Source organism: Flavobacterium fluvii, from assembly GCF_900129545.1.
Lineage (GTDB): Bacteria > Bacteroidota > Bacteroidia > Flavobacteriales > Flavobacteriaceae > Flavobacterium > Flavobacterium fluvii.
This window is the reverse complement of record NZ_FQWB01000001.1, coordinates 518,080-539,134: the sequence shown is the minus strand read 5'-3', so window position 1 is coordinate 539,134 and position 21,055 is coordinate 518,080. Positions and strand designations below refer to the sequence as shown.

Sequence of the window (21,055 nt, the reverse complement as noted above, 5' to 3'; positions counted from 1 at the left end):
AATTAGTTTAAAATTTTATATAATTTATCAGACAATCGGACTCTGAAAGGCACTGCAAATGTTACTTTGTCGCCAATTTTCGCCATCGTGTTTTCGGTTCCGTTGACCATCATTTTGTCCAAAACCATTTCTTGGTTTCCCGTGGTTGGTCCCGAGATCAAGATTTTGTCACCGGAATTTAATTCTTGGTTTTCGATGATGAAAAGGCCAACTTGGGCTTTTACGTAATAATGTTCCGCTTTGCCAAGCAATGTCTTTTTTATTTTTATTTTTTGGCGAATATCGGTTGATTTAGCTCCGCTCCGTTCGGCTCCGCCTCGGGTTGAAACAGTGGCTAAAACAGTATCGGTTAATTGCTTCGCCTGTTCGAGCCTTGCTCTCGAGTCTCCAGAGTGTTTGAATTTTAAACTTTCGGATTTTCCTTTTCTGAAAACTTTGTTGCCCACTTGTTTTCCTGTTCTCAATCGTACCTGATCGACCAAAGGCAAATGGGTGATTTCCAGACATTCAGTAGAACAGCAATTTTCCATGGCTGCTTTGCATTCATCACATTGAATAAATAACAGATGACATCCGTCATTTTCACAATTGGTATGATTGTCGCAAGGTTTTCCGCATTGGTGACATTGAGAAACAATATCATCCGTGATTCTTTCGCCCAGACGATTGTCAAACACGAAGTTTTTTCCAATGAATTTGCTTTCCAAGCCTTCTTCTTCAATTTGTTTGGCGTAATTGATGATTCCGCCTTCCAATTGGAAAACATTTTTGAAACCCTGATGTTTGAAATAAGCACTTGCTTTCTCGCAACGAATGCCGCCGGTGCAATACATTACCAGGTTTTTGTCTTCTTTGTGGTCTTGCAGCTGTTCGTTGATTATGGGCAAACTTTCCCTGAATGTTTCAACATCGGGAGTGATGGCGCCTTTGAAATGGCCCACTTCACTTTCGTAGTGATTTCTAAAATCCACCACAATGGTGTTTGGGTCATCCAGAATTTCGTTAAATTCCTTGGCTTTTAGGTGAATTCCTTTGTTGGTCACGTCAAAAGTTGCGTCGTTGAGACCGTCGGCAACAATCTTGTGGCGCACTTTGATGGTCAGTTTCAAAAACGCGTGATCGTCATGTTCTACGGCCACATTCAGGCGAATACCTTTCATGAAATCATAGACTTCCAAGGTTTCCCTGAAAGCTTCGATGTTTTCGGCAGGAACATTCATTTGGGCGTTGATGCCTTCGTGGGCGACGTAAATTCGACCCAGTGCATCGAGTGCATTCCAGGCAATAAACAAATCGTCGCGAAATTTTTTGGGATCTTCAATTTTGGCATACGCATAGAAAGACAACGTAAGGCGTTGTTTGCCGGCTTGATCAATAAGCTCGGCCCTTTCTTCTGCGCTTAAGGTGTTATACAGTTGCATGCTATAAACGGTTAAGTGAGAAATATGTCGTGAATTCTAAATGGAAGAATTCGGGTGCAAATTTAAGGTTTATTTTTAGATTAAAAAACTAGAGAATCAACTTTAGGACTTGGTAATAAATTTGTCCACTAGCTTGGTTTTCGTTACTTTTGATAGACGCTTTTTGAGATAGAATTAGTATTAGCCCAAGAAAAACAGAATGAAAAAATCCTTTTGGTCAAGATTTAGTGAAATAATTTCGACAGATGAGAAAGAAAGTAAATCCAATTTGCCAAATGGTTTTCTTTTATTTTTTACGCTGGTCACGATTTTTGTTATTCCGATTTCCCCAATTCAGTATCTTGAATTTCTTTTTACTTGTTCGATTACGGGTGTAGTTGTTTTTGCCGTTTTGTCTTTAAGGCAGAATCATAAATTCACGAGAAGTTTTGCCGCTTTTTCATTGGTAATCATCTGGAGTTCCTATTTTGTGGACACGACATTTTTTAGGGTAGGCTTTCGATTTATTAATTTCTTCTTCTTTTTATTTCTTGTTTTTAGTTTAATCAAGCAGATTTCATCCATTTCAACGGTTACATTCAAAGTAATTGTGGATTCTATTACCGGTTATCTTTTGTTGGTGTTTGCCTTCAGTTTGATTGTCACCATTGTTTCAATTAAAATTCCGGGTGCATACAATTCCGGTTTTTCCGGGGATCTAGAGAGCAGGGTATTGGAACCTTTGCAGGACAATATTTATTACACCTTTATGACTTTTACGACTACGGGTTATGGCGATATCGTTCCTGTTCATCCATTGTCAAAATCGCTTTCCGTCCTGATCGGTGTTTCAGGACAGCTTTATGTTGCCATAATTATTTCGATGTTGGTCGGAAAATATGCTTCTCTAAAAATTCAGAATAAAAAACAATCGCAAAATTAATCTTGTTCGTTTGAAGCTTCTTTTTTTAAAGCTGCAACCACCAAATCGTCGACAGAAACAAAACGACTGATGTGTCCCAAAACTTCTTCCAGATTTTCGGAACGCAAAATATCACGAACTTCAGAACGCGCTTCGGCAATTTTCAAGGAAATATTTTTTTTCTTCAATTCCGTAAAAAGATGTTTTAAAAATCGGGCTCCCGTGATGTCGACACGTGGAGAGGAATTCAAATCCAGTATTACGGTTTTCAAAGGGTTGATTTCGCTATTGATTTTCTCCCAAATTTGCTCTTTAATATTTTCGACATTGAAATAAAAGATAGATGATTCCACTCGAACAATCAGTACGCCTTCAATAATTTCATTGTCGGGATGACGTTCTAAATCGGTATAACGTTTGGTTCCCGGAATTCTTCCCAAAAAAGCCACATTTGGTTTCGAGGTCGCTTTTATCAACAGCAATAAAGTGACTATGGCTGCCAGTAAAACACCGGTCAGGATTCCCCAAATGAGCACGCCAACAAGGGCAATCATGGCCACGTAAAATTCCTGTTTGTTTATTCGATAGAGATGTTTCATTTCATCTAGGTCAAAAAGTCCCCTAATGGCTACCAATACAATCGACGCCAAAATTACTGCGGGTAAATTTTTGAGAAAACCTGTCAAGAACAATAAACATAATGCTATGGTAACAGAGGCAAATACCAAGGACAAGGGGGTTTTTGCACCAGCATTGTCATTGACGGCAGATTGTGACAATCCGCCTGCCACAGGGTAACCTTGGCCTAGTGCAACAGCGGCGTTGGCAACTCCAATAGCCAGTAATTCTTGACGAGGATCGATGAAATAGTTGTTTTTTTGTGCCAATGTTCTTGCCGCCGAAACGCTTTCGATATAAGACAAAAGAAAACAGGCCGCTGCCAGTGGAAGCACGCCGTCAATATCTCGAACACGAAGACTTGGCAAATGAAATTCAGGCAGTCCCGAAGGGATTATTCCAACGGTCGTGAAACCTTGGTGCCCCAATGAAGTTGTCGTAATCAACAGAATGGAAATGATTACGATGAGTATGGCAACGGGTTTTCCGGGAGCCATTTTTTCACCAAGAATTAAAATCGCAATGGCTGTAATCCCAAAAATTAAAACGGCGGTATTGGTTTCCGGAAGTTGTTGAATTAGGATAATGATACGATCCAAGAAATTTTCTCCACCACCTTTTACACCAAATAATTTGGGCAATTGGGTCAAGCCAATAGTCAGGGCTGCTCCGGCTTTGAAGCCAACCAAAACAGTTTCGCTAATAAAATTGATGATGCCGCTCAACCGCAACAGATAGGCAAGAATTGCCAAAGCGGCAAATACCAAAGCGGTAAGGGAAGCAATTTCAGCCCATCGTTGCAGGTTGCCGTTGGCCATATTGGCAATGGTAGTTCCGATTAGCAAGGAAATTGCCGATGTGGGTCCAATGGCCAATTGCTTGCTGGTACCCAACAGGGAATAAAAAAAACCGCCTATGAGATAGCCGTAAATTCCATATTGGGGCGGCAATCCCGCCAAAGTAGCATAGGCCAGCGAAACAGGAATTCCGTAGGCTGCCAAAGTTATTCCTGATATAAAATCTCCTTTTAAAGTTTTGGCGGTGTAATCTTTAAACCATAAAATAGGAGGGAACAATTTATGCACAAAGCTCATCAATTTAGATTTTAAAATTTGGGAATTATTTTTCTTCGAGCAGGGCTTTTTTCACGGCTTGTAATTCGACTATTTTTTCATCGCTCACGGTTGGATATTCCAGGTCCATTTCATCCAAGGCGTTGATGATTGCCGATGCAATCGCAATTCGGGCATAGGATTTATTGTCGGCAGGAATCACGTACCAAGGCGATTTTTCGGTTGAGGTGTTTTTGATTAATTCTTCATAAGCATGCATGTAATCTTTCCAGTATCCTCTTTCCTTGGCATCGGTAGCGCTGAATTTCCAGTTCTTGTCCGGGTCGTCCACGCGTTCTATAAAACGTTCTTTTTGTTCGTCTTTGGAAACGTTCAAGAAAAATTTGATAACGATGGTTCCGTTTCTGTTCAAATATTTTTCGAAGTTGCGAATGTCTTGAAAACGGTCTTCCCAAATATCTTTGGTAATCAACTTTTCAGGAAGTTTTTGGTTTTTTAATATCTGTTCGTGAACTCGAACCACCAATACTTCCTCATAATAAGAACGATTAAAAATGCCGATGCGTCCTCGTTCCGGCAAATGTTTTTGGCACCGCCACAAAAAATCATGGTCCAAATCTTCGGAACTTGGTGCTTTAAAAGAGGAAACCTGGCATCCTTGCGGATTTACGCCCGACATCACGTGCTTGATGGCACCGTCTTTTCCTGCTGCGTCCATGGCTTGAAAAATAATCAGGAGCGACCATTTGTCTTGGGCATACAAAACATCTTGCATGGCCGCCAAGGCATCAACTCCTATTTGCAACGTTTCTCTAACCAATGGTTTCCCTTCTTCTCCCAAATTGAAACTGGCTTTGGTTTCGTAATCTTTAAGCTTGAAATTTTTTCCATCGCCAACACAATATTGTTTGGAGAAATTTTTGGCTTTTTTTACTAGTTCTTTTTTGCTTAAAGTGCTTAATTCTCTGGCATTTTTTTCAAAAGCATTTGAGTTTTTATGGTTTGATTTTGACATAATTTTAAATGTTTTAACTTTTGGGTGAAATGATTCAGTTATAAAAAATAATGTAAATAGTAATCAAAATTCTAAAAAAGATGGTCTCGAAGAGAAGAAAAGGATAATCCTTACTTCAAAAATACTAATTTTTTTTGAAGTTATTAGTTTTCAGGTTATTGTTTTCAGTAATGAAACCGGAACGAGTTGGCAGTTGAAAAACATCAATTGCTTCGGAATTGATTTAGATAATAGAGACTAAAAACATTAGAATCCTCTCTTTTTCAGGTTTTAAGTCTGAAAATAGTGATTTGGAACTATTTTATTGAAATAAATAAACTTAAATTTGTTTGACCTTAATTAAGTTTTTAACTGTTTTGACATGGTAAATGCATTTATTTGGGGATTATTGGCAACTTCTTCTTTAATTTTAGGAGGAATTATCGCGATACAGTTTACTTTGAGCAATCGTACCATAGGAATAATTATGGGTTTTGGAGCTGGAACATTGATTTCGGCAATTTCTTATGAATTGGTTTTTGAAGCGGTAAAAATGGGCAAAGGCACTGGTTTTCCCGCTTTTGGATTTTTTGTTGGGGCAGCCACCTTTTTTTTCTCCGACAAGTTGATTGGAAATTTCGGGGCAAGCAACCGTTTGAAAGTGGGTGCCGCCAAGAGTTCGAGTTTGGTAATTCCAATGGTGTTGGCCATTATTCTTGATGGAGTTCCCGAATCTATTGTTTTGGGCTTGGGGTTGTTCGAAGGAGGATCGGTAAGTTTGGCCATGTTGGTGGCAATTTTTATTTCCAATTTACCAGAAGCCGTCGCAGGATCTTCAGGAATGAAAGAAGGCGGATGGAGTCAAAAAAAAATCGTGTTGCTTTGGGTAATTATTGCTTTGTTGTGTGCCTTGTCCACAGTGGCAGGATTTGCACTTTTTAGCGGAGCATCAAAAGAATGGCTTTCATTTATACAGGCTTTTGCAGGAGGAGCCATCTTGATGATGCTTGCCAATTCCATGATTCCCGAAGCCTATGAGCATGGTGGAAAATTAGCCGGCGTGTTCACTGTGCTTGGATTCTTTGTTTCGGTATGTGTCGTGGTTTTAGAAAATTTATGACAGGGTTTAAATAAAGAACATATTTAATTTGTAAATAGCCTACTGATTTTATGTTTAAATGAATTATGAGATTTTTAAGGGGTTAATTTGGTGTTTAATTTTTTTTTAGAAAAAACAGGAAAGTTATAGATATTTCCTATATTTGGTTATCAGTTTTTGGTGTTGAAATTTATGAAAAAATTAAGAGAATTTCAGTATTGTCTTTTGGCTGTTGTTTTTTCACACTAAAGAAAGGTTAAAATTATTTGTGCAACAAACCATTCTCTTTATAAACGCATACAATTTAGTTGAATATTAATGCATCATAATAAAAAATTGAAAAATGAAAAAAACGTACTTTTTACTGGCATCACTTATGCTTTTTATGATGCCATCGTGCAAAAAGGAGACGGCTCCAGAGGCCAAGCCACTTGAAATTTCGGTTACCGAAGTTCAGCAACAGGATGTAAGGCTGGAATCGGAATTTACAGGCGAAACTTTTGGTCAATCCGATATACAGATTAACCCTAGAGTTGACGGGGTGATTGAAAGTCTTAACTTCAAAGAAGGCAGTTTGGTCACTAAAGGACAATTGTTGTACACGATTGATCCGTTGCCATATCAATCTAAAGTACATCAAGCCGAGGGAGAATTGGCTGAGGTAGGGTCTAGATTGGCTAGAACCAAATCAGATTATGACATGATGGTGCCTTTGGCCAAAATGAACGCTGTTAGTCAAAGAGAGTTAATAGCTGCAAAAGCTGCCTATAACGCCTCAATGGCCTCCTTAAAAGCGGCTTCTGCAAATTTAGAAAATTCAAAAATTGAATTAAGTTATTGCAGAATTCTTGCTCCAATTTCAGGATTGATAGGAATGTCGAAAGTGAGGGTTGGTGATTATGTGCGTCCAGGTTCTTTGTCGGTTTTAAATACAGTTTCAGATTTGGGAGATGTAAGGGTAAGGTTTACAATGAGTGAACAGGAATTTCTTCGTATTTTCAGGGAAATAAACAAGGAGAATTCGAGTTTAAAAGGTGTTGGACAATCCATTTCATTAAAATTGTCAGACGGTTCCATCTATCCAGAAAAAGGAAAAGTGAGTTTTGCCGACAGACAGATTGATCCAACTACCGGTGCCATTACATTTGAAGCCGCATTTCCAAATCCTGACAAATTATTGCGTCCAGGACAATATGTGAAAATTGGGGTGGTTACAGATGTTCGCAAAAACGCCTTGGTAATTCCTCAACGTGCTGTTATTGAAATGCAGGGTATTTATCAAGTTTATGTTTTGGGAGACAGCAGCAAAGTGCATATGCAAATTGTTAAAGCAGGTCCTTCTTTTAAAGATGCTTATGTTATTGAGGATGGTTTAAAATCTGGAGATAAAATTGCCATGGGTGGAACTTCATTGTTGAAAAATGGAAGTGTCATTACCCCAAAAATCACAGCATGGGAACCAGGTCAGGTCGAAACTGTGCCAACTAAATAATTTACACAACATATTATTATGGGAGAATTTTTCGTTCGAAGACCGATTGTGGCCATGGTAATCAGTATCATTATCGTGTTACTTGGATTGCTGGCATTGCAAAAAACGCCTATTTCTCAATATCCGGACATCAATCCGCCTGTTGTGAAAATCACCACTACTTTTACAGGTGCCAATGCATTGAATGTGGAGCAGGCTGTTGCAACTCCTATTGAACAAAAAGTGAATGGGGTTGAGAATATGTTGTACATGAAATCCATCAACACTTCTGATGGAGCTTGTACCATCGAGGTGACTTTTGATGTAGGAACCAATTTGGATAACGCCAATATGCTTACCCAAAACAGGCAAAATCAAGCAGCGCCTTTTATGCCGCCAAGTGTAAAACAACAAGGGGTAGTGGTGAAAAAATCGCTGTCATTTCCGATGATGTTGTTTACCATCACATCTGCCAATCCGAAATATGATGCCAAGTTTTTAAATAATTATGCCAGTATCAATATTGTAGATCAATTGGCACGTATAAAAGGAGTTGGAGAAGTTGCCCTTTTTGGAGGAAGTGATTATTCCATGCGTATTTGGTTAAAACCGGATGTAATGTCTAAACTTAATGTTACGGTTGATGACGTGAAAAATGCACTCAATGCCCAAAACATGATTAGTCCAGGTGGAAAATTCGGGGCTGAGCCTTCGCCAATGGGAACAGAGTTTACTTATGGGGTTACGCTTCAGGATCGATTGGTTACCGAAAAACAATTTTCTAACATCGTTGTTCGAAGCAAGGACGATGGTGCCCAAGTTTTGTTAAGCGATATATCCCGAATTGAATTGGGAACAGAGAATTACAGTTCCAATGCTCGAAGAAACAGTTCTCCAAGTGCGGTGGTTGGTTTGTATCAAATGCCAGGAAGTAACGCCCTAGAAGTAGCTGAAACGGCAAAGAGCGCCATGAAGGAAATGGCTAAAAAATTTCCAAAGGACATTGTTTATCAAGAATCATTGGATACCACACTTGCCATTACCGCTGGAGTTGAAGATATTGTTCACACTCTTTTTGAGGCCATTATTCTGGTTATATTGGTAGTATTTATATTTCTTCAAAACTGGCGTGCGACCTTAATTCCATTAATTACTGTGCCAGTTTCATTAATTGGGACCATAGCTGTTTTCCCGATGTTGGGATTTTCAATAAACACATTGTCGTTATTAGGACTGGTATTGGCCATTGGTATTGTCGTCGATGATGCCATTGTGGTGGTGGAGGCCGTGATGCATCATATTGAGCATGGTAAATCTCCAAAAGATGCGACGATACAAGCTATGCGAGAAGTGTCGGGGCCTGTAATCGCCATTGCACTTATTTTGTGCGCAGTATTTATACCCGTGGCAATGACTCCCGGAATTACGGGACGTTTTTACCAACAATTTGCCATTACCATTGCGGTCTCGGTGGCTTTCTCGGCATTCAGTGCTTTGTCGCTGAGTCCTGCTCTCTGTGCGATGTTGCTAAAACCCACAAAACCAGTCGAAGAACAAACTGGATGGTTGGCCAAATTCTTTGCGGGGTTCAACAGAATTTTCGAAAAAGTTACAGGGGGTTATTTGAAAGGAGCTACTTTTTTCGCTAAAAAATCAATGCGTATTGTTGTTTTATTGGCGGCAGTTTTAGTTGTGGTAGCCTTGTTGGGCAAAAAAATACCATTAGGCTTTATTCCAGAGGAAGATCAAGGTTATGTGTTGGTCAACATTGCATTGCCACCCGCTTCTTCTCTTCAACGTACCGATGAAATTTCCAAGAAAATTGACGGCTTTTTGAAAGAAGAAGAGTCAATTTTGTCTTATACCACGATCAATGGATTTAGTATGCTTACCAATTCTTACCAGCCGAATAATGCTTTTATTTTCATCTCGTTAAAACCTTGGGAAGAAAGATCGGAAACTGCCAAACAATTGGTGGATCGATTGAATAAAAAATTGGCCACACAAATTACGACTGCCACGGCTTTTGCTTTTGGCCCTCCAGCTATTCAAGGGTTGGGAGCTTCGGCAGGGTTTAGTTTGATGTTGCAGGATAGAGGTGGAAATTCGCCGCAATATCTAGCCGAGCAAACTCAAGCATTTATTGCAGCTGCCCAGAAACGCCCTGAAATAAAAAGGATTTATACCACTTTTAATGCGGGTACTCCTCAAATTAAATTAGAGATAGACAACGATAAAGCGATGAAATTAGGTGTGCCGGTTTCTAAAGTTACTGAGGCGTTAGGTGCCGTTTTAGGAGGAACCTATGTGAATGACTTCAATCGTTTTGGCCGTCAATATAAGGTGTATTTGCAAGGAGAGGCGATTGATCGTGTTAAACCTGAAAACTTGAACCTGATTTATGTAAAAAACAATAATGGCGAAATGCTGCCGATATCTACCTTGGTTACGGCCACAAAAGTTACTGGGCCAGATTTTACCAATAGGTTGAATTTATTTAGATCGGCCGAAATCGGAGGAAGCCCTAATGATGGATACAGTAGCGCACAAGCCTTGGACGCATTGGAAGAAGTGGCTACGCAAACTTTGCCTGCCGATATGAGTTATGATTATATTAACCTTTCGTATCAGGAAAAACATTCTCCGGGAGGAAGCTCCGTATTTTTGATGGCATTGGTGTTTGTCTTTTTAATCTTGGCAGCACAATACGAAAGTTGGAAATTGCCTTTTAGTGTATTGCTTGGAGCACCTTTGGCAGTATTTGGGGCATTTTTAGGCTTGTTCTTGGCGAGATTTGGTAGCGATGCTTATGTCAATAATGTCTTTGCACAAATTGGACTGGTATTACTGATTGGACTGGTCGCGAAAAATGCCATTCTTATCGTGGAATTTGCCAAAGAGGAACACGAGAAGAAAGGTGTGCCTCTGTATGAAGCGGCAATGGTATCGGCAAAATTGCGTTTTCGTCCGATATTGATGACCGCCTTTGCGTTTATTCTTGGAGTTGTTCCTTTGTTGACCGCGACAGGAGCTGGCTCTCAAGCGAGAATTGTAATGGGAATGGCGGTGTTTGCCGGGATGTTGATAGCGACTGTTCTCGGGGTATTAATTGTGCCTGGTTTGTATGTCATGATTGAAAAAATCGGAACCAAGAAAGATACGATTGTGGCAACTGAAAATAATAGTGAATCAAATACGACAAGTCATGAGGAATAAATTTAAAATTGTTGTTGTCATTCTTGTACTTGCCCTACTTCCTGTGGGTTGTTTGGTAGGGCCTAAATATAAAAAGCCGGAAGAACAAAATGCAGCTACTTTTCAGAATGGGCCTGCAAATGCTGATACATTGGCTTCAGTGGTCAACGTCAAATGGTTTGATCTCTTTAATGATGAAGTTTTGAAAGGGTTGATCAACAAGGGATTGTCGAATAATTATGACATGAAAATCGCCATGGCCCGTATTGAACGTACCCGGGCAGAACTTGGATATACCAAAGCGGATTTATTGCCAGCCATTGGATATGGAGCAACGGTAAACAGCAATGAAAAATCATTTATGCCTTCCAATGCTTCGGCTTCACTTTCCTGGGAATTGGATTTTTGGGGAAAAATTCGTCATGAAAATAGAGCCGTTCAAAATGAATTGTTGGCTAGTGAAGAAGGTCGCAAAGTAATTCTTTCTAATCTGGTAAGCGATATAGCAGTAGCTTATTTCCAACTTCGAGATTATGATAATCGATTAATCATTTCGCAAAACACTTTGGAAACCAGAAAAAAATCATTCGAAATCATAAATCAAAGGTTCTCGGCAGGTTATGTTTCCGAAGTGGATAAAGTGCAAATTGAACAACAAGTGGCCATTGCCGAAGCGACTATTCCGGGTATTAAACGTCAAATTACAGATCTAGAAAACACGATTTCTATTTTGATTGGACAATCTCCAGGCCCAATAGAACGCGGCAAGACCAATATGGAGCTTCAAGTGGCTAATAATATTCCGGTTTCAATACCTTCTGTTTTATTGCGCAATAGACCTGACGTGAACCAGGCCGAAAAATATTATATGGCATCCAATGAGAGAATTGGTGTGGCTCAAGCCATGCGTTTCCCATCGTTTAATATTGCCGCAATAGCCGGTTTTGCAAACAGCTCTGTAAGTTCTTTGTTCGATGGTTCTTCTTATCTTCAAAACGCAAGTGCCTCTGTTGCCGGTCCTATTTTTAATTTTGGAAAAAACAGGAGGAGAGTGGAAATATATCGTCAAATTGCAGAGGAATCAAGGCTTTCGTATCAAAAAACTTGTATTGTTGCCGTGGCCGAAGTGGAACAATCCTTGCAAAATGTAAGAACCTACAAAGACGAATGGTCTGCCAGAAACAAACAAGTAATTGCGGCCAAAAAGAACCTGGAATTATCAGAAGCAAGATATTATAACGGCTATGTTTCCTATTTGGAAGTTTTGGAAGTACAACGTTCTTTGTTTGATGCCGAATTGAGCCTTTCAGAGTTAACGCAAAATCAATTAAGTTCCATGATACAATTGTATCGAGCTTTAGGTGGCGGCTGGAATTAAGCATTGCCTTTATGAATTAAACAAAAAACCATTCGTGTCAGCGAATGGTTTTTTGTTTTTGGGAATCTCGGGGTTTAATAATGCCGTTGGTAAAAATGGTGGTTTCCCTTTTTAGGGTTGCTTTCCATAGCTAATTTTGTTGTCAGATGTTAAACCTTAAGCAAACCACGGAATCCTCTGGCAGCATAATAGGATTCTGCACCGTTGTGGTATACGAAGACATTTCCGTAGCGGAAATCAGAAAAAATGGCGCCACCAAGTTTTCTAATTTCGGCAGGAGTTTTTATCCAGCTCGAAGTTTTGGTGTCGAAATTTCCAAGTTGCTGCAATTCTCGGTATTGTTCTTCCGTTAAAAGTTCAATACCCATTTCAGACGCCATTGCAACAGCGCTATTTTTGGGTTTATGTTCCTTCCTTGATTCCAGTGCTTCGCGGTCGTAACAAAAGCTTCTGCGGTCTTTGGGACTTTCTGCCGAACAATCGTAAAAAAAGTATTCGTTCGTGGTTTTATCATAACCAACAACATCGGGTTCGCCACCCGTTCTTTCCATCTCGTTTAGCGACCATAATTTCTCTGGATTGGTAGTTTCCAGCTTTGATTGTATTTTAGCCCATTCAAGACCTTTATGGCGGTTTACGTTTTTCTCAAAACGTTCTTTTAATACGCTAAGCAATGCTAAAGATTGTTCTGCTGTCAAGTGTTTTTTATTTTCCATTGCTGTAAGTGTTGTGTACTGTTTTTAATGGGAATGTATTTTGTTTGATAGAGAGATTGTCAAACAAACAAATATATGTAAAAATTGCCGAGAAGAAAGTTGGGGAATATAATAAAAACAAAAAAGCCTCTACATTGCTGTAAAGGCTTTATGAAGCTCCTCCTCTTGGGCTCGGACCAACGAGGTTTATACTAATATTTTCAATACTTTACGTTATGCTACCTAAATGTATGCCTTTTATATTGATTTGTTATATTATCCTATGTAATATCCAAGATTAGATAATCTAAAAGACATTGCTTGTTCACTTACCTTGAATTTATCCGCAAGTTTAGATATTATTTTTGAAGCATCATTTTCTTGTAATTTATCAATTTCTTCTATAATCAACTTTTGAGGCATTAGTAATGCCGCTGCAAATGCATTTGCTTCTCTTTCTATTAATACTTCGCCTGTAGATGATGCGTTATTTCTGTACATTATCTTAGGTGTTTTATCTATAAATAATGGCTGGTTTTTAGAATGAAGAAAGAAATGTCCCAACTCATGCGCTACAGTAAATCTTTTACGCTCTTTACCTTCATTTTCATTGAAAGATATAACAACTTTTCCGTTGTTTATCGCTAAAAACCCTGAAATATCATCACTAAATTTTTTAGGAACAACTTCAATATTTAATTTTTTAATAAATTTAAAAATATCAAATCCTGCTGTATAAAAGTTTTCGTTTTTTAAAACTTCATCAGCTTTTTCTTCAATGTGTCTATATAACATATTATAAGTCTTTAAATAAATCGTCTATTTCTTTTTGAGTTTGTTCATCCAAATCATAATGATCGAAAAGTTTTTTGAAGGAGCTATCATTTTCGTTTTTTAACTCATTTTCAATTTCGATATATGTTGGTAAAATTGAATGTACATCTACATCCAATTGATGGCATATTTTGTAAATAACAGATAGAGGTGGTTTTTGTCTACCCTTTTCGATATTTGAAATAGAAGCTCTTCCAATATCAACTTTTTGTCCTAACTCATTTTGGTTCATATTGAGTTCTTCTCTGCGTGATTTAATTTTTGCACCTAGAATCTGGTACAAAATCGAATTAAAACTCTTCATAACTCTCTATATTTTGTGCGAATATATGTTTTTTTTAAATCAAAAAACATTTTCACGTTATAAATATAATAATAAATAACAAATAACACAACAATGTTTGTGTGACAAACATTGTTTGTAATACAAACATATTATTAAAAAAAGTGATTATAATTTGCATGTGTAGAAATTTTCATTACATTTGTATTATGGAATAATGTGTTAGCGCATTTAGGAAATAAAAAAAGCCAGGGATTAGCCTGACTTGTAGAATAATTTTGAAGGTCAACAGTAGTCTGCTAAACTTCTAGTTTATTTGTTTTGAGAGTTCAAATATAACTCCTTCAAAATTATTACACAAGTTTTTTAAGCTAATTTTAATAGAATGAGTCTTTTAACAGGCTTATTCTTCCTGATATGTGTAATTTAAAATTTTAAAATAAGCAATTTACAAACTTTATTAATTAATTGATTTTCAATTATTATCGCTGAAATGATAAGCGATACAGAATACTTATTTTAAAAATTTTAAAACCCATAAAAATGGAACATAAAAACGGGGCTAACGAAGCCCAAAAAGGAAGACCATCATTAGAATTAATTATTAATAGTGAAAAATTTGAATGGAATGAGCAGTACATATCGGGCTCTGAAGTGAGAAAGTTAGGCAAGATCCCTAAAGAAGATAAGCTCTTTCTTGATATAGAAAGACCGTGGGAGGATGAGATTATTGACGACGAAACAAAGGTAGATTTAGCTCGCCCTGGCATTGAGCAGTTCTTTTCTCATAAACACGAAGGATTGCGATTAGTTGAAATCCACATTAATACTAAGTCATACCCTATTTCAAGAGGGAAGCACACTGTTGTGGAAATCAAAAAACTTGGTGGAGTTCCAGCAGCTCACGAGCTTGAAGAATTAATTAATGGCAAACTAGTTTCATTAGCTGATGATTCTTCAGTACTGATTAAGGGTTGCGAAAAGTTTTTTAGTCATGTGAGAGACGGTTCTTCAGCTTAGTTTAATAATCTATGAACTTTCCAGAAGATCAGATTTTAGAATTAAAAAGTATAGCCCCAGACCTGAGTGTTGCTCAGGATGGGGGGTATACCTATATAAGAATTGACAACTTGCAGCTTCCTGATCACTGCCAACCAAATGTTGTTAATGCGCTATTATGTCCATCTCAAAGGGATGGGTATGCATCGAGCCTATTTTTTTCTGCCCATATCGCAGGTCTTCCAAATCCACGAAATTGGAACAGAATTAATGTTAGAATCCTAGGGGAAAATTGGTATGCAATTTCATGGGGGGTAACTCCTGGATACCGATTAGCAGAATTGTTACTAATACATTTAAGCGCTTTGAGATGAAAAATAAAAAACTAAATATAAAATTTCGAATTCCTGAAGAGCTGCATAAAAGAATGCTTTTAGATTTAAAACGCCCCCATCCTTTTGCTTATGAGCGAGTAGGGTTTTTATTTGCAAAAACCGTTAAATTATCTCCAAACGTTAATTTGGTAATAGCGATAGATTATTTACCAGTAGGCGACAATGATTATATTAATGATAAGGAGGTTGGTGCAAAAATTAACTCGAATGCTATAAGGGCTGCTATGCAAGGTGTGTTTGAAAAAGACTGTGGTTGTTTTCACGTTCATCTTCATAACCATTCAGGAAGGCCTTCTCCAAGTTTTACGGATGCAAAAAGTTTGCCTGGAATTGTAAAAAGTTTGAATAATATTGCCCCGAAACATACTAATGGATTTCTCATTTTGAGTAGGGATGCATTCTATTCAAGCATAAAAACTGATTCAATAAGTGTGATTGGCTATCCTTTTTTATTACAATATCCAATTAAAAAGACGATTAAAGATTTAATGTTTGACAGACAATCTTTTTTGGGTACTAATTCACAATCTTTATTTGAGAATATAAAAGTGGGGATAATCGGCTACGGAGGTGGTGGCTCTCATATTGGGCAACAATTAGCCCATTTAGGAGTTAAAAACTTAACCATTTTTGATTATGACAAAATGGAGGATACAAATCTAAATCGATTAATTGGTGGTGTCTATACCGATATCAAAAAGGCCATTCTTAAAGTTAATATTGCAAAACGAGTCATTAAACGAATATTTCCTAAATCGAATTTGACACTTATTGCCAAAAAATGGCAACAAGCTCCTGAAGAATTACAAATATGCGATATTATTTTGGGAGGTGTAGATTCATATACAGAGAGGCAGCAATTAGAAGCTGAATGTAGACGTTTCCTAATACCTTTGATAGATATTGGGATGGATGTCTATGATTCTGGTGGATATTCTATGAGCGGACAGGTAATTTTGTCTATGCCTGGTTCAGCTTGTATGAGTTGTTATGGTTTTTTAACAGAAGACAAACTTGCAAAAGAAGCAGCTAAATATGGAAATGTTGGAGGCAGGCCACAGGTAGTTTGGCCAAATGGCGTTTTGGCTTCAACAGCAGTTGGTGTTTTTGTAGATTTGGTAACTGGTTGGTCGGGAAATAGTGATGGTGTTTATCTTTCATATGATGGGAATAGTGGTAAAATTACAGACCATATCCGAAAGCAATTCACATCTGAAAAATGTGACCATTTTCGAATTGAAAATACTGGAAAACCAAACTACACTAAAATATAATAAAGGTTAGACTTTGTTTTAGGGCTTGTATCATAAATATGTGATATAAGCCCTTATTTAATGAATTTCATTAATGTATGGCAAAAACATATTAAACCTGTTAAATTTTAGAATGCGTTTTTTTAATAGAATAACTGTAAAGAAATTGAGGAATTTAGTAAAAACAAAAAAGCCTCTACATTGCTGTAAAGGCTTTATGAAGCTCCCCCTCTTGGGCTCGAACCAAGGACCCTCTGATTAACAGTCAGATGCTCTAACCAACTGAGCTAAGGAGGAAACTGTATATTTTAAATGCGTACTGTACTAGGAACGTATTGTTGTGCTTATTGTTGATTGCGTATCTTCGTTTAAGCGGTTGCAAATATAGGGCTAAAATTGATTTTCGCAAACAAAATTTGAAAAAAAATTAAAAAAAATTATTTCCCAACAATAGCTTTGTAAATATCGTTCCCGTTGGCAAACAACAACAAAGTTATAAGTAGAAAGAAACCAACCATTTGGGCGTTTTCAAGGAACTTGTCGCTTGGTTTTTTGCCGCTAACCATTTCGTATAATAAAAAGATGACATGGCCGCCATCAAGAGCCGGAATCGGCAATAAATTCATCACGCCAAGCATAATCGACAGCAATGCCGTAATGTTCCAGAATACTTCCCAACTCCAAGTATTGGGAAAAATGTCAAAAATGGCTTTGAAGCCACCCACGCCTTTATAAGCACCCGTGTCCGGATTGAAAATCGCTTTCAGCTGTTTGCCATAACCCAATAATTGGTCTTTTCCTTTTTCGATTCCCACCGGAATGGATTCCAAGAAACCGTATTTTTGCGTGCTGAATTTATAAAGACCCAGTTTCTCCAAGCTTTTAATTCCTACTGAAGCAGCGTATATTCCTAATTTACCATTTTTGTCAATACTGATTTTTACAGGAACTTCTTTTTCATCTCTTAAAACAATGGCGTCAACAGTACGGTTTTTATTTGTTTTTGCAAATGCAATAACTTGGTCGGCATATTTTGTTGGAACACCGTTGATGGATTGGATAACGTCTTTGGGCTGAAGCGCTTTGTTTGCCGATGAATCCGACAGTTTTCCCACCATAAAAGGCTCTCTCAATTCAATAAAAGGACGCTTTTTCTCTCCTTTCAAGACTTTATCGATCAAATCCACAGGGAAATTGAGGGTTTGTTCTTTTCCGTCACGAACAATCAATGCCGATTTGGAGAACAAGAGTTTCATTGGAATATCGTCAAAATGGGCTATTTTTTCACCATCAACTGCAATAATTTTATCTCCGGTTCTGAATCCCAATTCTTCTCCCACAGGACTGGTAACCGCAATTCCATCCTTCAATTCGGAATTGTTGAGGTAGACATCGCCATAAGCATAAGCCATCCCGATGTAAATAATGAACGCCAAGATGAAGTTTACGGTAACCCCGCCCAACATGATAATCAAGCGTTGCCAAGCCGGTTTTGAACGAAATTCCCAAGGTTGTGGAGGCAAAGCCATTTGTTCCTTGTCCATGCTTTCGTCAATCATCCCCGAAATTTTCACGTAACCACCTAGCGGCAACCAACCAATTCCGTATTCGGTTTCGCCAATTTTCTTTTTAAGCAAGGAATATTTAACGTCAAAAAATAAATAGAATTTTTCTACTCGGGTTTTAAATATTTTGGCAGGAATAAAATGTCCTAATTCGTGTAGTATAATCAGTAATGATAAGCTCAATAAAAATTGAGAAAGCTTGATAACTATTTCCATTTATTTGTCATTGCGAGGAACGAAGCAATCGCATCCTCTTATTAATTTAATTGTATAACGGACAAAAGTAAGGTTTTCTATTATAGTTGCAAAGGTTTCCTTTTGGCCCAGACGATAAAAATTTGTTAATAAATGTGCTATCCTCTTTAAATCTTTGTCGCTTCTCCCGTAACTTTACTCTCTGAAACTCGAATTCTTGAGTTTATGTTTCCATTTTTCCAATAAAACCCAATTTTATGGCATCAGAATTATTTTCGCCCCTCCAAATAAAAAGTCTCACTTTCAAAAATAGAATCACCATTTCGCCAATGTGCCAATACTCCGCAATTGATGGTTTTGCCAACAATTGGCATCTCGTGCATTTAGGAAGTCGAGCCAGTGGCGGAGCGGCTTTAATCATTCAGGAAGCGACTTCGGTTTCTCCCGAAGGACGAATTTCTCCCGCAGATTTGGGTCTTTGGAAAGACGAACAAATCGAAAAATTGCAAGCCATCAACCAGTTTATTCTTTCCCAAAATGCGATTCCCGGAATTCAATTGGCACACGCCGGACGAAAAGCAAGTATGTCCGAACCTTGGAACGGCAATAAAAGATTGGACGAATCCAATGGAGGTTGGGATCCGGTTGCCCCAAGTGCGATAAGCAACCATTCGAACGAAAATCCACCCATTGCCTTGGATAAAATAGGAATCCAAAAAGTAATTTCCGATTTTAAATCGGCGACCAAAAGAGCGGTTCAAGCTGGTTTTCAAGTGGTCGAAATTCACGCGGCACACGGTTATTTGTTGCACCAGTTTCTGTCGCCTTTGTCTAATGCAAGAACAGATGAATACGGCGGAAGTTTCAAAAACAGGATTCGTTTTGTGTTGGAAATTCTCGAAGCGGTACAATCGGAATGGCCGGAAAATTTGCCGTTGTTCGTCAGGATTTCTTCCTTGGATTGGGCGGATGGCGGTTGGAATATCGAGGAATCGGTACAGCTTTGTCAACTATTGAAAGAAAGAGGAGTTGATTTAATTGACGTTTCTTCTGGCGGATTGGTATCGTACCAACAGATTCCAGTTGGACCTGGTTATCAAGTTCCTTTTGCCGAAAGAATCAAAAAAGAAACGGGAATTTTGACAGGCGCCGTGGGCATAATCACAGAATCATCCCAAGCGGAAGAAATCGTCGCCACCGGAAAGGCAGACTTGGTTTTGTTCGCCAGGGAATCTTTGAGAAACCCAAACTTGCCCTTGGATTTTGCCAAAGAACTCGGAGTGGACGTGCCTTGGCCAAAGCAATACGAAAGAGCTAAATAAATTTTAGAGTTCAGATTTCAGATTTCGTGTAATAAATACAAAATCGTCAATTTTAAAAGTCTTGAAAATCTGAATTCACATAGGCAGTTCACAAATAAACCATTAAGATCATTAAGAAAATTAAGACTTATTGCACTTAATGAACCTTAATGTCTTAATGGTTTAAAAAATAAGCTAAATGTTCACAATATTTCCAGAAGAACCAAAATCTAAAATCTACACTCTAAAATCTAAAATTAATTATGCAAAAAATAAAAACAGCACTGTTGTCTTACGGAATGTCGGGAAAAATTTTTCACGCCCCGTTTTTGGAACTTCACCCCGGTTTTGAACTCTTGGGTTCTTGGGAAAGAAGCAAGAAATTAATACAAGAAGATTATCCCGAACTCAAAAGCTTTCCCAGTTTCGAATCGATTTTGGAAGACAAATCCATCGATTTGGTTGTCGTCAACACGCCAATTGACACCCATTTCGAGTATGCCAAAAAAGTGTTGCTCGCCGGAAAACACGCCATTGTCGAAAAAGCATTTACCTCAAATGTTGCCGAAGCACAGGAATTGGCAGTCTTGGCCAAAGAAAAAGGATTGAAATTGTCCGTTTTTCAAAACAGGAGATGGGACAGCGAACTCAAAACCGTGAAAAAAATCCTTGACGAGAAGTTGTTGGGCGAAATTGTCGAAGCCGAGTTTCATTTTGACCGTTACAATCCTGTTTTGAGTCCAAAAGTACACAAGGAAACCATCAATTCCGGATCGGGAATTTTGAAGGATTTGGGACCGCACATCATTGACCAGGCCTTGTATTTGTTTGGTGTGCCCAATGCCGTTTTTGCCGATATCCGCATCACGAGAGCACATTCTTTGGTGGATGATTATTTGGATATTTTGTTGTTTTATTCGGATGCAAGAGTGCGATTGAAAGCCGGATTTTTTGTGAGAGAACCCAATCCTTCCTACGTGGTTCACGGCAAGAAAGGCTCTTTTTTGAAATCCCGTGGCGATGTGCAGGAAGACGAGTTGAAAGTGGGCAAAAAACCCAATTTAACCACTTGGGGAACCGAACAAGAAGGTCAAGAAGGATTGTTGCACACGGAAATCGACGGTAAAATCATCAGGGAAAAAGTGCCGACGCTTCAAGGGAATTATTATGATTATTTTGATGGTGTTTATCAGTCAATTGTCAATGGAAAATCCGAACCGGTAACTGCCCAAGACGGTGTAAACGTGATGCGAATTATTGATGCGGCCATTCAAAGCAACGAGCAAAGGAAAGCAATCAATTTATAAACAATAACGTTGTATTATTCTGTTTAAAAAGGAAACGCCCAATAGAAACAGATTGATTTTGTATTTTTGCAGATTCAA

At 38.2% G+C, this 21,055-nt stretch carries 16 protein-coding genes and 1 tRNA gene; 9 read left to right on the top strand and 8 right to left on the bottom strand.

Annotated elements, in window-relative coordinates:
• Positions 1–2: 2 nt before the first annotated feature.
• The gene (gene trhO, locus BUC16_RS02280; protein WP_073367611.1) at positions 3–1,421 is read right to left on the bottom strand and encodes an oxygen-dependent tRNA uridine(34) hydroxylase TrhO; all 1,419 of its coding nucleotides are present in this window, start codon (positions 1,419–1,421) and stop codon (positions 3–5) included.
• 199 nt (positions 1,422–1,620) lie between these two features.
• On the opposite strand from trhO, the gene BUC16_RS02275 reads away from it, so the two are divergent.
• Positions 1,621–2,343, top strand: a complete 723-nt coding sequence (locus tag BUC16_RS02275; RefSeq protein ID WP_073367609.1) for an ion channel — start codon at positions 1,621–1,623, stop codon at positions 2,341–2,343.
• Here BUC16_RS02275 and BUC16_RS02270 read toward each other — a convergent pair.
• Both BUC16_RS02270 and BUC16_RS02265 read right to left on the bottom strand, forming a co-directional pair.
• The gene (locus BUC16_RS02270; protein WP_073367608.1) at positions 2,340–4,034 is read right to left on the bottom strand and encodes a SulP family inorganic anion transporter; all 1,695 of its coding nucleotides are present in this window, start codon (positions 4,032–4,034) and stop codon (positions 2,340–2,342) included. The genes BUC16_RS02275 and BUC16_RS02270 overlap by 4 nt on opposite strands.
• A gap of 25 nt (positions 4,035–4,059) precedes the next feature.
• On the bottom strand, positions 4,060–5,028 hold the full coding sequence (locus BUC16_RS02265) for a polyphosphate kinase 2 family protein (protein WP_073367606.1): 969 nt from the start codon (positions 5,026–5,028) through the stop codon (positions 4,060–4,062).
• A 361-nt stretch (positions 5,029–5,389) separates the two neighbouring features.
• On the opposite strand from BUC16_RS02265, the gene BUC16_RS02260 reads away from it, so the two are divergent.
• The 4 genes from BUC16_RS02260 (at position 5,390) to BUC16_RS02245 (ending at position 12,150) form a co-directional block, all read left to right on the top strand.
• Entirely contained in the window at positions 5,390–6,127 is a 738-nt protein-coding gene (locus BUC16_RS02260; RefSeq protein ID WP_073367605.1) for a ZIP family metal transporter, read from the top strand.
• A 322-nt stretch (positions 6,128–6,449) separates the two neighbouring features.
• On the top strand, positions 6,450–7,598 hold the full coding sequence (locus tag BUC16_RS02255; RefSeq protein ID WP_073367603.1) for an efflux RND transporter periplasmic adaptor subunit: 1,149 nt from the start codon (positions 6,450–6,452) through the stop codon (positions 7,596–7,598).
• An 18-nt stretch (positions 7,599–7,616) separates the two neighbouring features.
• Positions 7,617–10,793 (top strand): efflux RND transporter permease subunit, encoded by a 3,177-nt coding sequence (locus tag BUC16_RS02250; protein ID WP_073367601.1) that lies wholly within the window; start codon positions 7,617–7,619, stop codon positions 10,791–10,793.
• A complete protein-coding gene (locus BUC16_RS02245; RefSeq protein ID WP_073367600.1) occupies positions 10,783–12,150 on the top strand; it encodes an efflux transporter outer membrane subunit in 1,368 nt (455 codons plus the stop codon). The genes BUC16_RS02250 and BUC16_RS02245 overlap by 11 nt, the downstream gene beginning before the upstream one ends.
• Positions 12,151–12,299: 149 nt before the next feature.
• Here the strand turns inward: BUC16_RS02245 and BUC16_RS02240 are convergent, their stop codons facing one another.
• The 3 genes from BUC16_RS02240 to BUC16_RS02230 form a co-directional block, all read right to left on the bottom strand.
• Positions 12,300–12,866: a DUF4256 domain-containing protein gene (locus BUC16_RS02240; protein WP_073367598.1), complete on the bottom strand. Its 567-nt coding sequence runs from the start codon at positions 12,864–12,866 to the stop codon at positions 12,300–12,302.
• A gap of 255 nt (positions 12,867–13,121) precedes the next feature.
• Positions 13,122–13,640, bottom strand: coding sequence for an ImmA/IrrE family metallo-endopeptidase (locus BUC16_RS02235; RefSeq protein WP_084546072.1), 519 nt, complete (start codon positions 13,638–13,640; stop codon positions 13,122–13,124).
• 1 nt (position 13,641) lies between these two features.
• The gene (locus tag BUC16_RS02230; protein ID WP_073367597.1) at positions 13,642–13,983 is read right to left on the bottom strand and encodes a helix-turn-helix domain-containing protein; all 342 of its coding nucleotides are present in this window, start codon (positions 13,981–13,983) and stop codon (positions 13,642–13,644) included.
• 522 nt (positions 13,984–14,505) lie between these two features.
• Here BUC16_RS02230 and BUC16_RS02225 point away from each other — a divergent pair.
• Together BUC16_RS02225 and BUC16_RS02215 are read left to right on the top strand one after the other, a co-directional pair.
• Positions 14,506–14,982, top strand: a complete 477-nt coding sequence (locus tag BUC16_RS02225; protein ID WP_073367595.1) for a multiubiquitin domain-containing protein — start codon at positions 14,506–14,508, stop codon at positions 14,980–14,982.
• 349 nt (positions 14,983–15,331) lie between these two features.
• Positions 15,332–16,630, top strand: coding sequence for a HesA/MoeB/ThiF family protein (locus BUC16_RS02215; RefSeq protein WP_211517971.1), 1,299 nt, complete (start codon positions 15,332–15,334; stop codon positions 16,628–16,630).
• Between the two features lie 202 nt (positions 16,631–16,832).
• Here BUC16_RS02215 and BUC16_RS02210 read toward each other — a convergent pair.
• A tRNA-Asn gene (locus BUC16_RS02210) sits at positions 16,833–16,906 on the bottom strand.
• Positions 16,907–17,046: 140 nt separating this feature from the next.
• Positions 17,047–18,390: an RIP metalloprotease RseP gene (rseP, locus tag BUC16_RS02205; protein ID WP_073367592.1), complete on the bottom strand. Its 1,344-nt coding sequence runs from the start codon at positions 18,388–18,390 to the stop codon at positions 17,047–17,049.
• 236 nt (positions 18,391–18,626) lie between these two features.
• Here rseP and BUC16_RS02200 point away from each other — a divergent pair, with 236 nt between their 5' ends.
• Positions 18,627–19,691, top strand: a complete 1,065-nt coding sequence (locus tag BUC16_RS02200) for an NADH:flavin oxidoreductase/NADH oxidase (RefSeq protein WP_073367590.1) — start codon at positions 18,627–18,629, stop codon at positions 19,689–19,691.
• 242 nt (positions 19,692–19,933) lie between these two features.
• A complete protein-coding gene (locus BUC16_RS02195) occupies positions 19,934–20,977 on the top strand; it encodes a Gfo/Idh/MocA family oxidoreductase (protein WP_073367589.1) in 1,044 nt (347 codons plus the stop codon).
• The last annotated feature ends 78 nt before the right edge of the window (positions 20,978–21,055 follow it).

Coding starts and splice junctions, on each gene's coding strand:
- trhO (WP_073367611.1), bottom strand. CDS start 1,421: ATGCAACTGTATAACACCTTAAGCGCAGAAGAAAGGGCCGAGCTTATT.
- BUC16_RS02275 (WP_073367609.1), top strand. CDS start 1,621: ATGAAAAAATCCTTTTGGTCAAGATTTAGTGAAATAATTTCGACAGAT.
- BUC16_RS02270 (WP_073367608.1), bottom strand. CDS start 4,034: ATGAGCTTTGTGCATAAATTGTTCCCTCCTATTTTATGGTTTAAAGAT.
- BUC16_RS02265 (WP_073367606.1), bottom strand. CDS start 5,028: ATGTCAAAATCAAACCATAAAAACTCAAATGCTTTTGAAAAAAATGCC.
- BUC16_RS02260 (WP_073367605.1), top strand. CDS start 5,390: ATGGTAAATGCATTTATTTGGGGATTATTGGCAACTTCTTCTTTAATT.
- BUC16_RS02255 (WP_073367603.1), top strand. CDS start 6,450: ATGAAAAAAACGTACTTTTTACTGGCATCACTTATGCTTTTTATGATG.
- BUC16_RS02250 (WP_073367601.1), top strand. CDS start 7,617: ATGGGAGAATTTTTCGTTCGAAGACCGATTGTGGCCATGGTAATCAGT.
- BUC16_RS02245 (WP_073367600.1), top strand. CDS start 10,783: ATGAGGAATAAATTTAAAATTGTTGTTGTCATTCTTGTACTTGCCCTA.
- BUC16_RS02240 (WP_073367598.1), bottom strand. CDS start 12,866: ATGGAAAATAAAAAACACTTGACAGCAGAACAATCTTTAGCATTGCTT.
- BUC16_RS02235 (WP_084546072.1), bottom strand. CDS start 13,640: ATGTTATATAGACACATTGAAGAAAAAGCTGATGAAGTTTTAAAAAAC.
- BUC16_RS02230 (WP_073367597.1), bottom strand. CDS start 13,983: ATGAAGAGTTTTAATTCGATTTTGTACCAGATTCTAGGTGCAAAAATT.
- BUC16_RS02225 (WP_073367595.1), top strand. CDS start 14,506: ATGGAACATAAAAACGGGGCTAACGAAGCCCAAAAAGGAAGACCATCA.
- BUC16_RS02215 (WP_211517971.1), top strand. CDS start 15,332: ATGAAAAATAAAAAACTAAATATAAAATTTCGAATTCCTGAAGAGCTG.
- rseP (WP_073367592.1), bottom strand. CDS start 18,390: ATGGAAATAGTTATCAAGCTTTCTCAATTTTTATTGAGCTTATCATTA.
- BUC16_RS02200 (WP_073367590.1), top strand. CDS start 18,627: ATGGCATCAGAATTATTTTCGCCCCTCCAAATAAAAAGTCTCACTTTC.
- BUC16_RS02195 (WP_073367589.1), top strand. CDS start 19,934: ATGCAAAAAATAAAAACAGCACTGTTGTCTTACGGAATGTCGGGAAAA.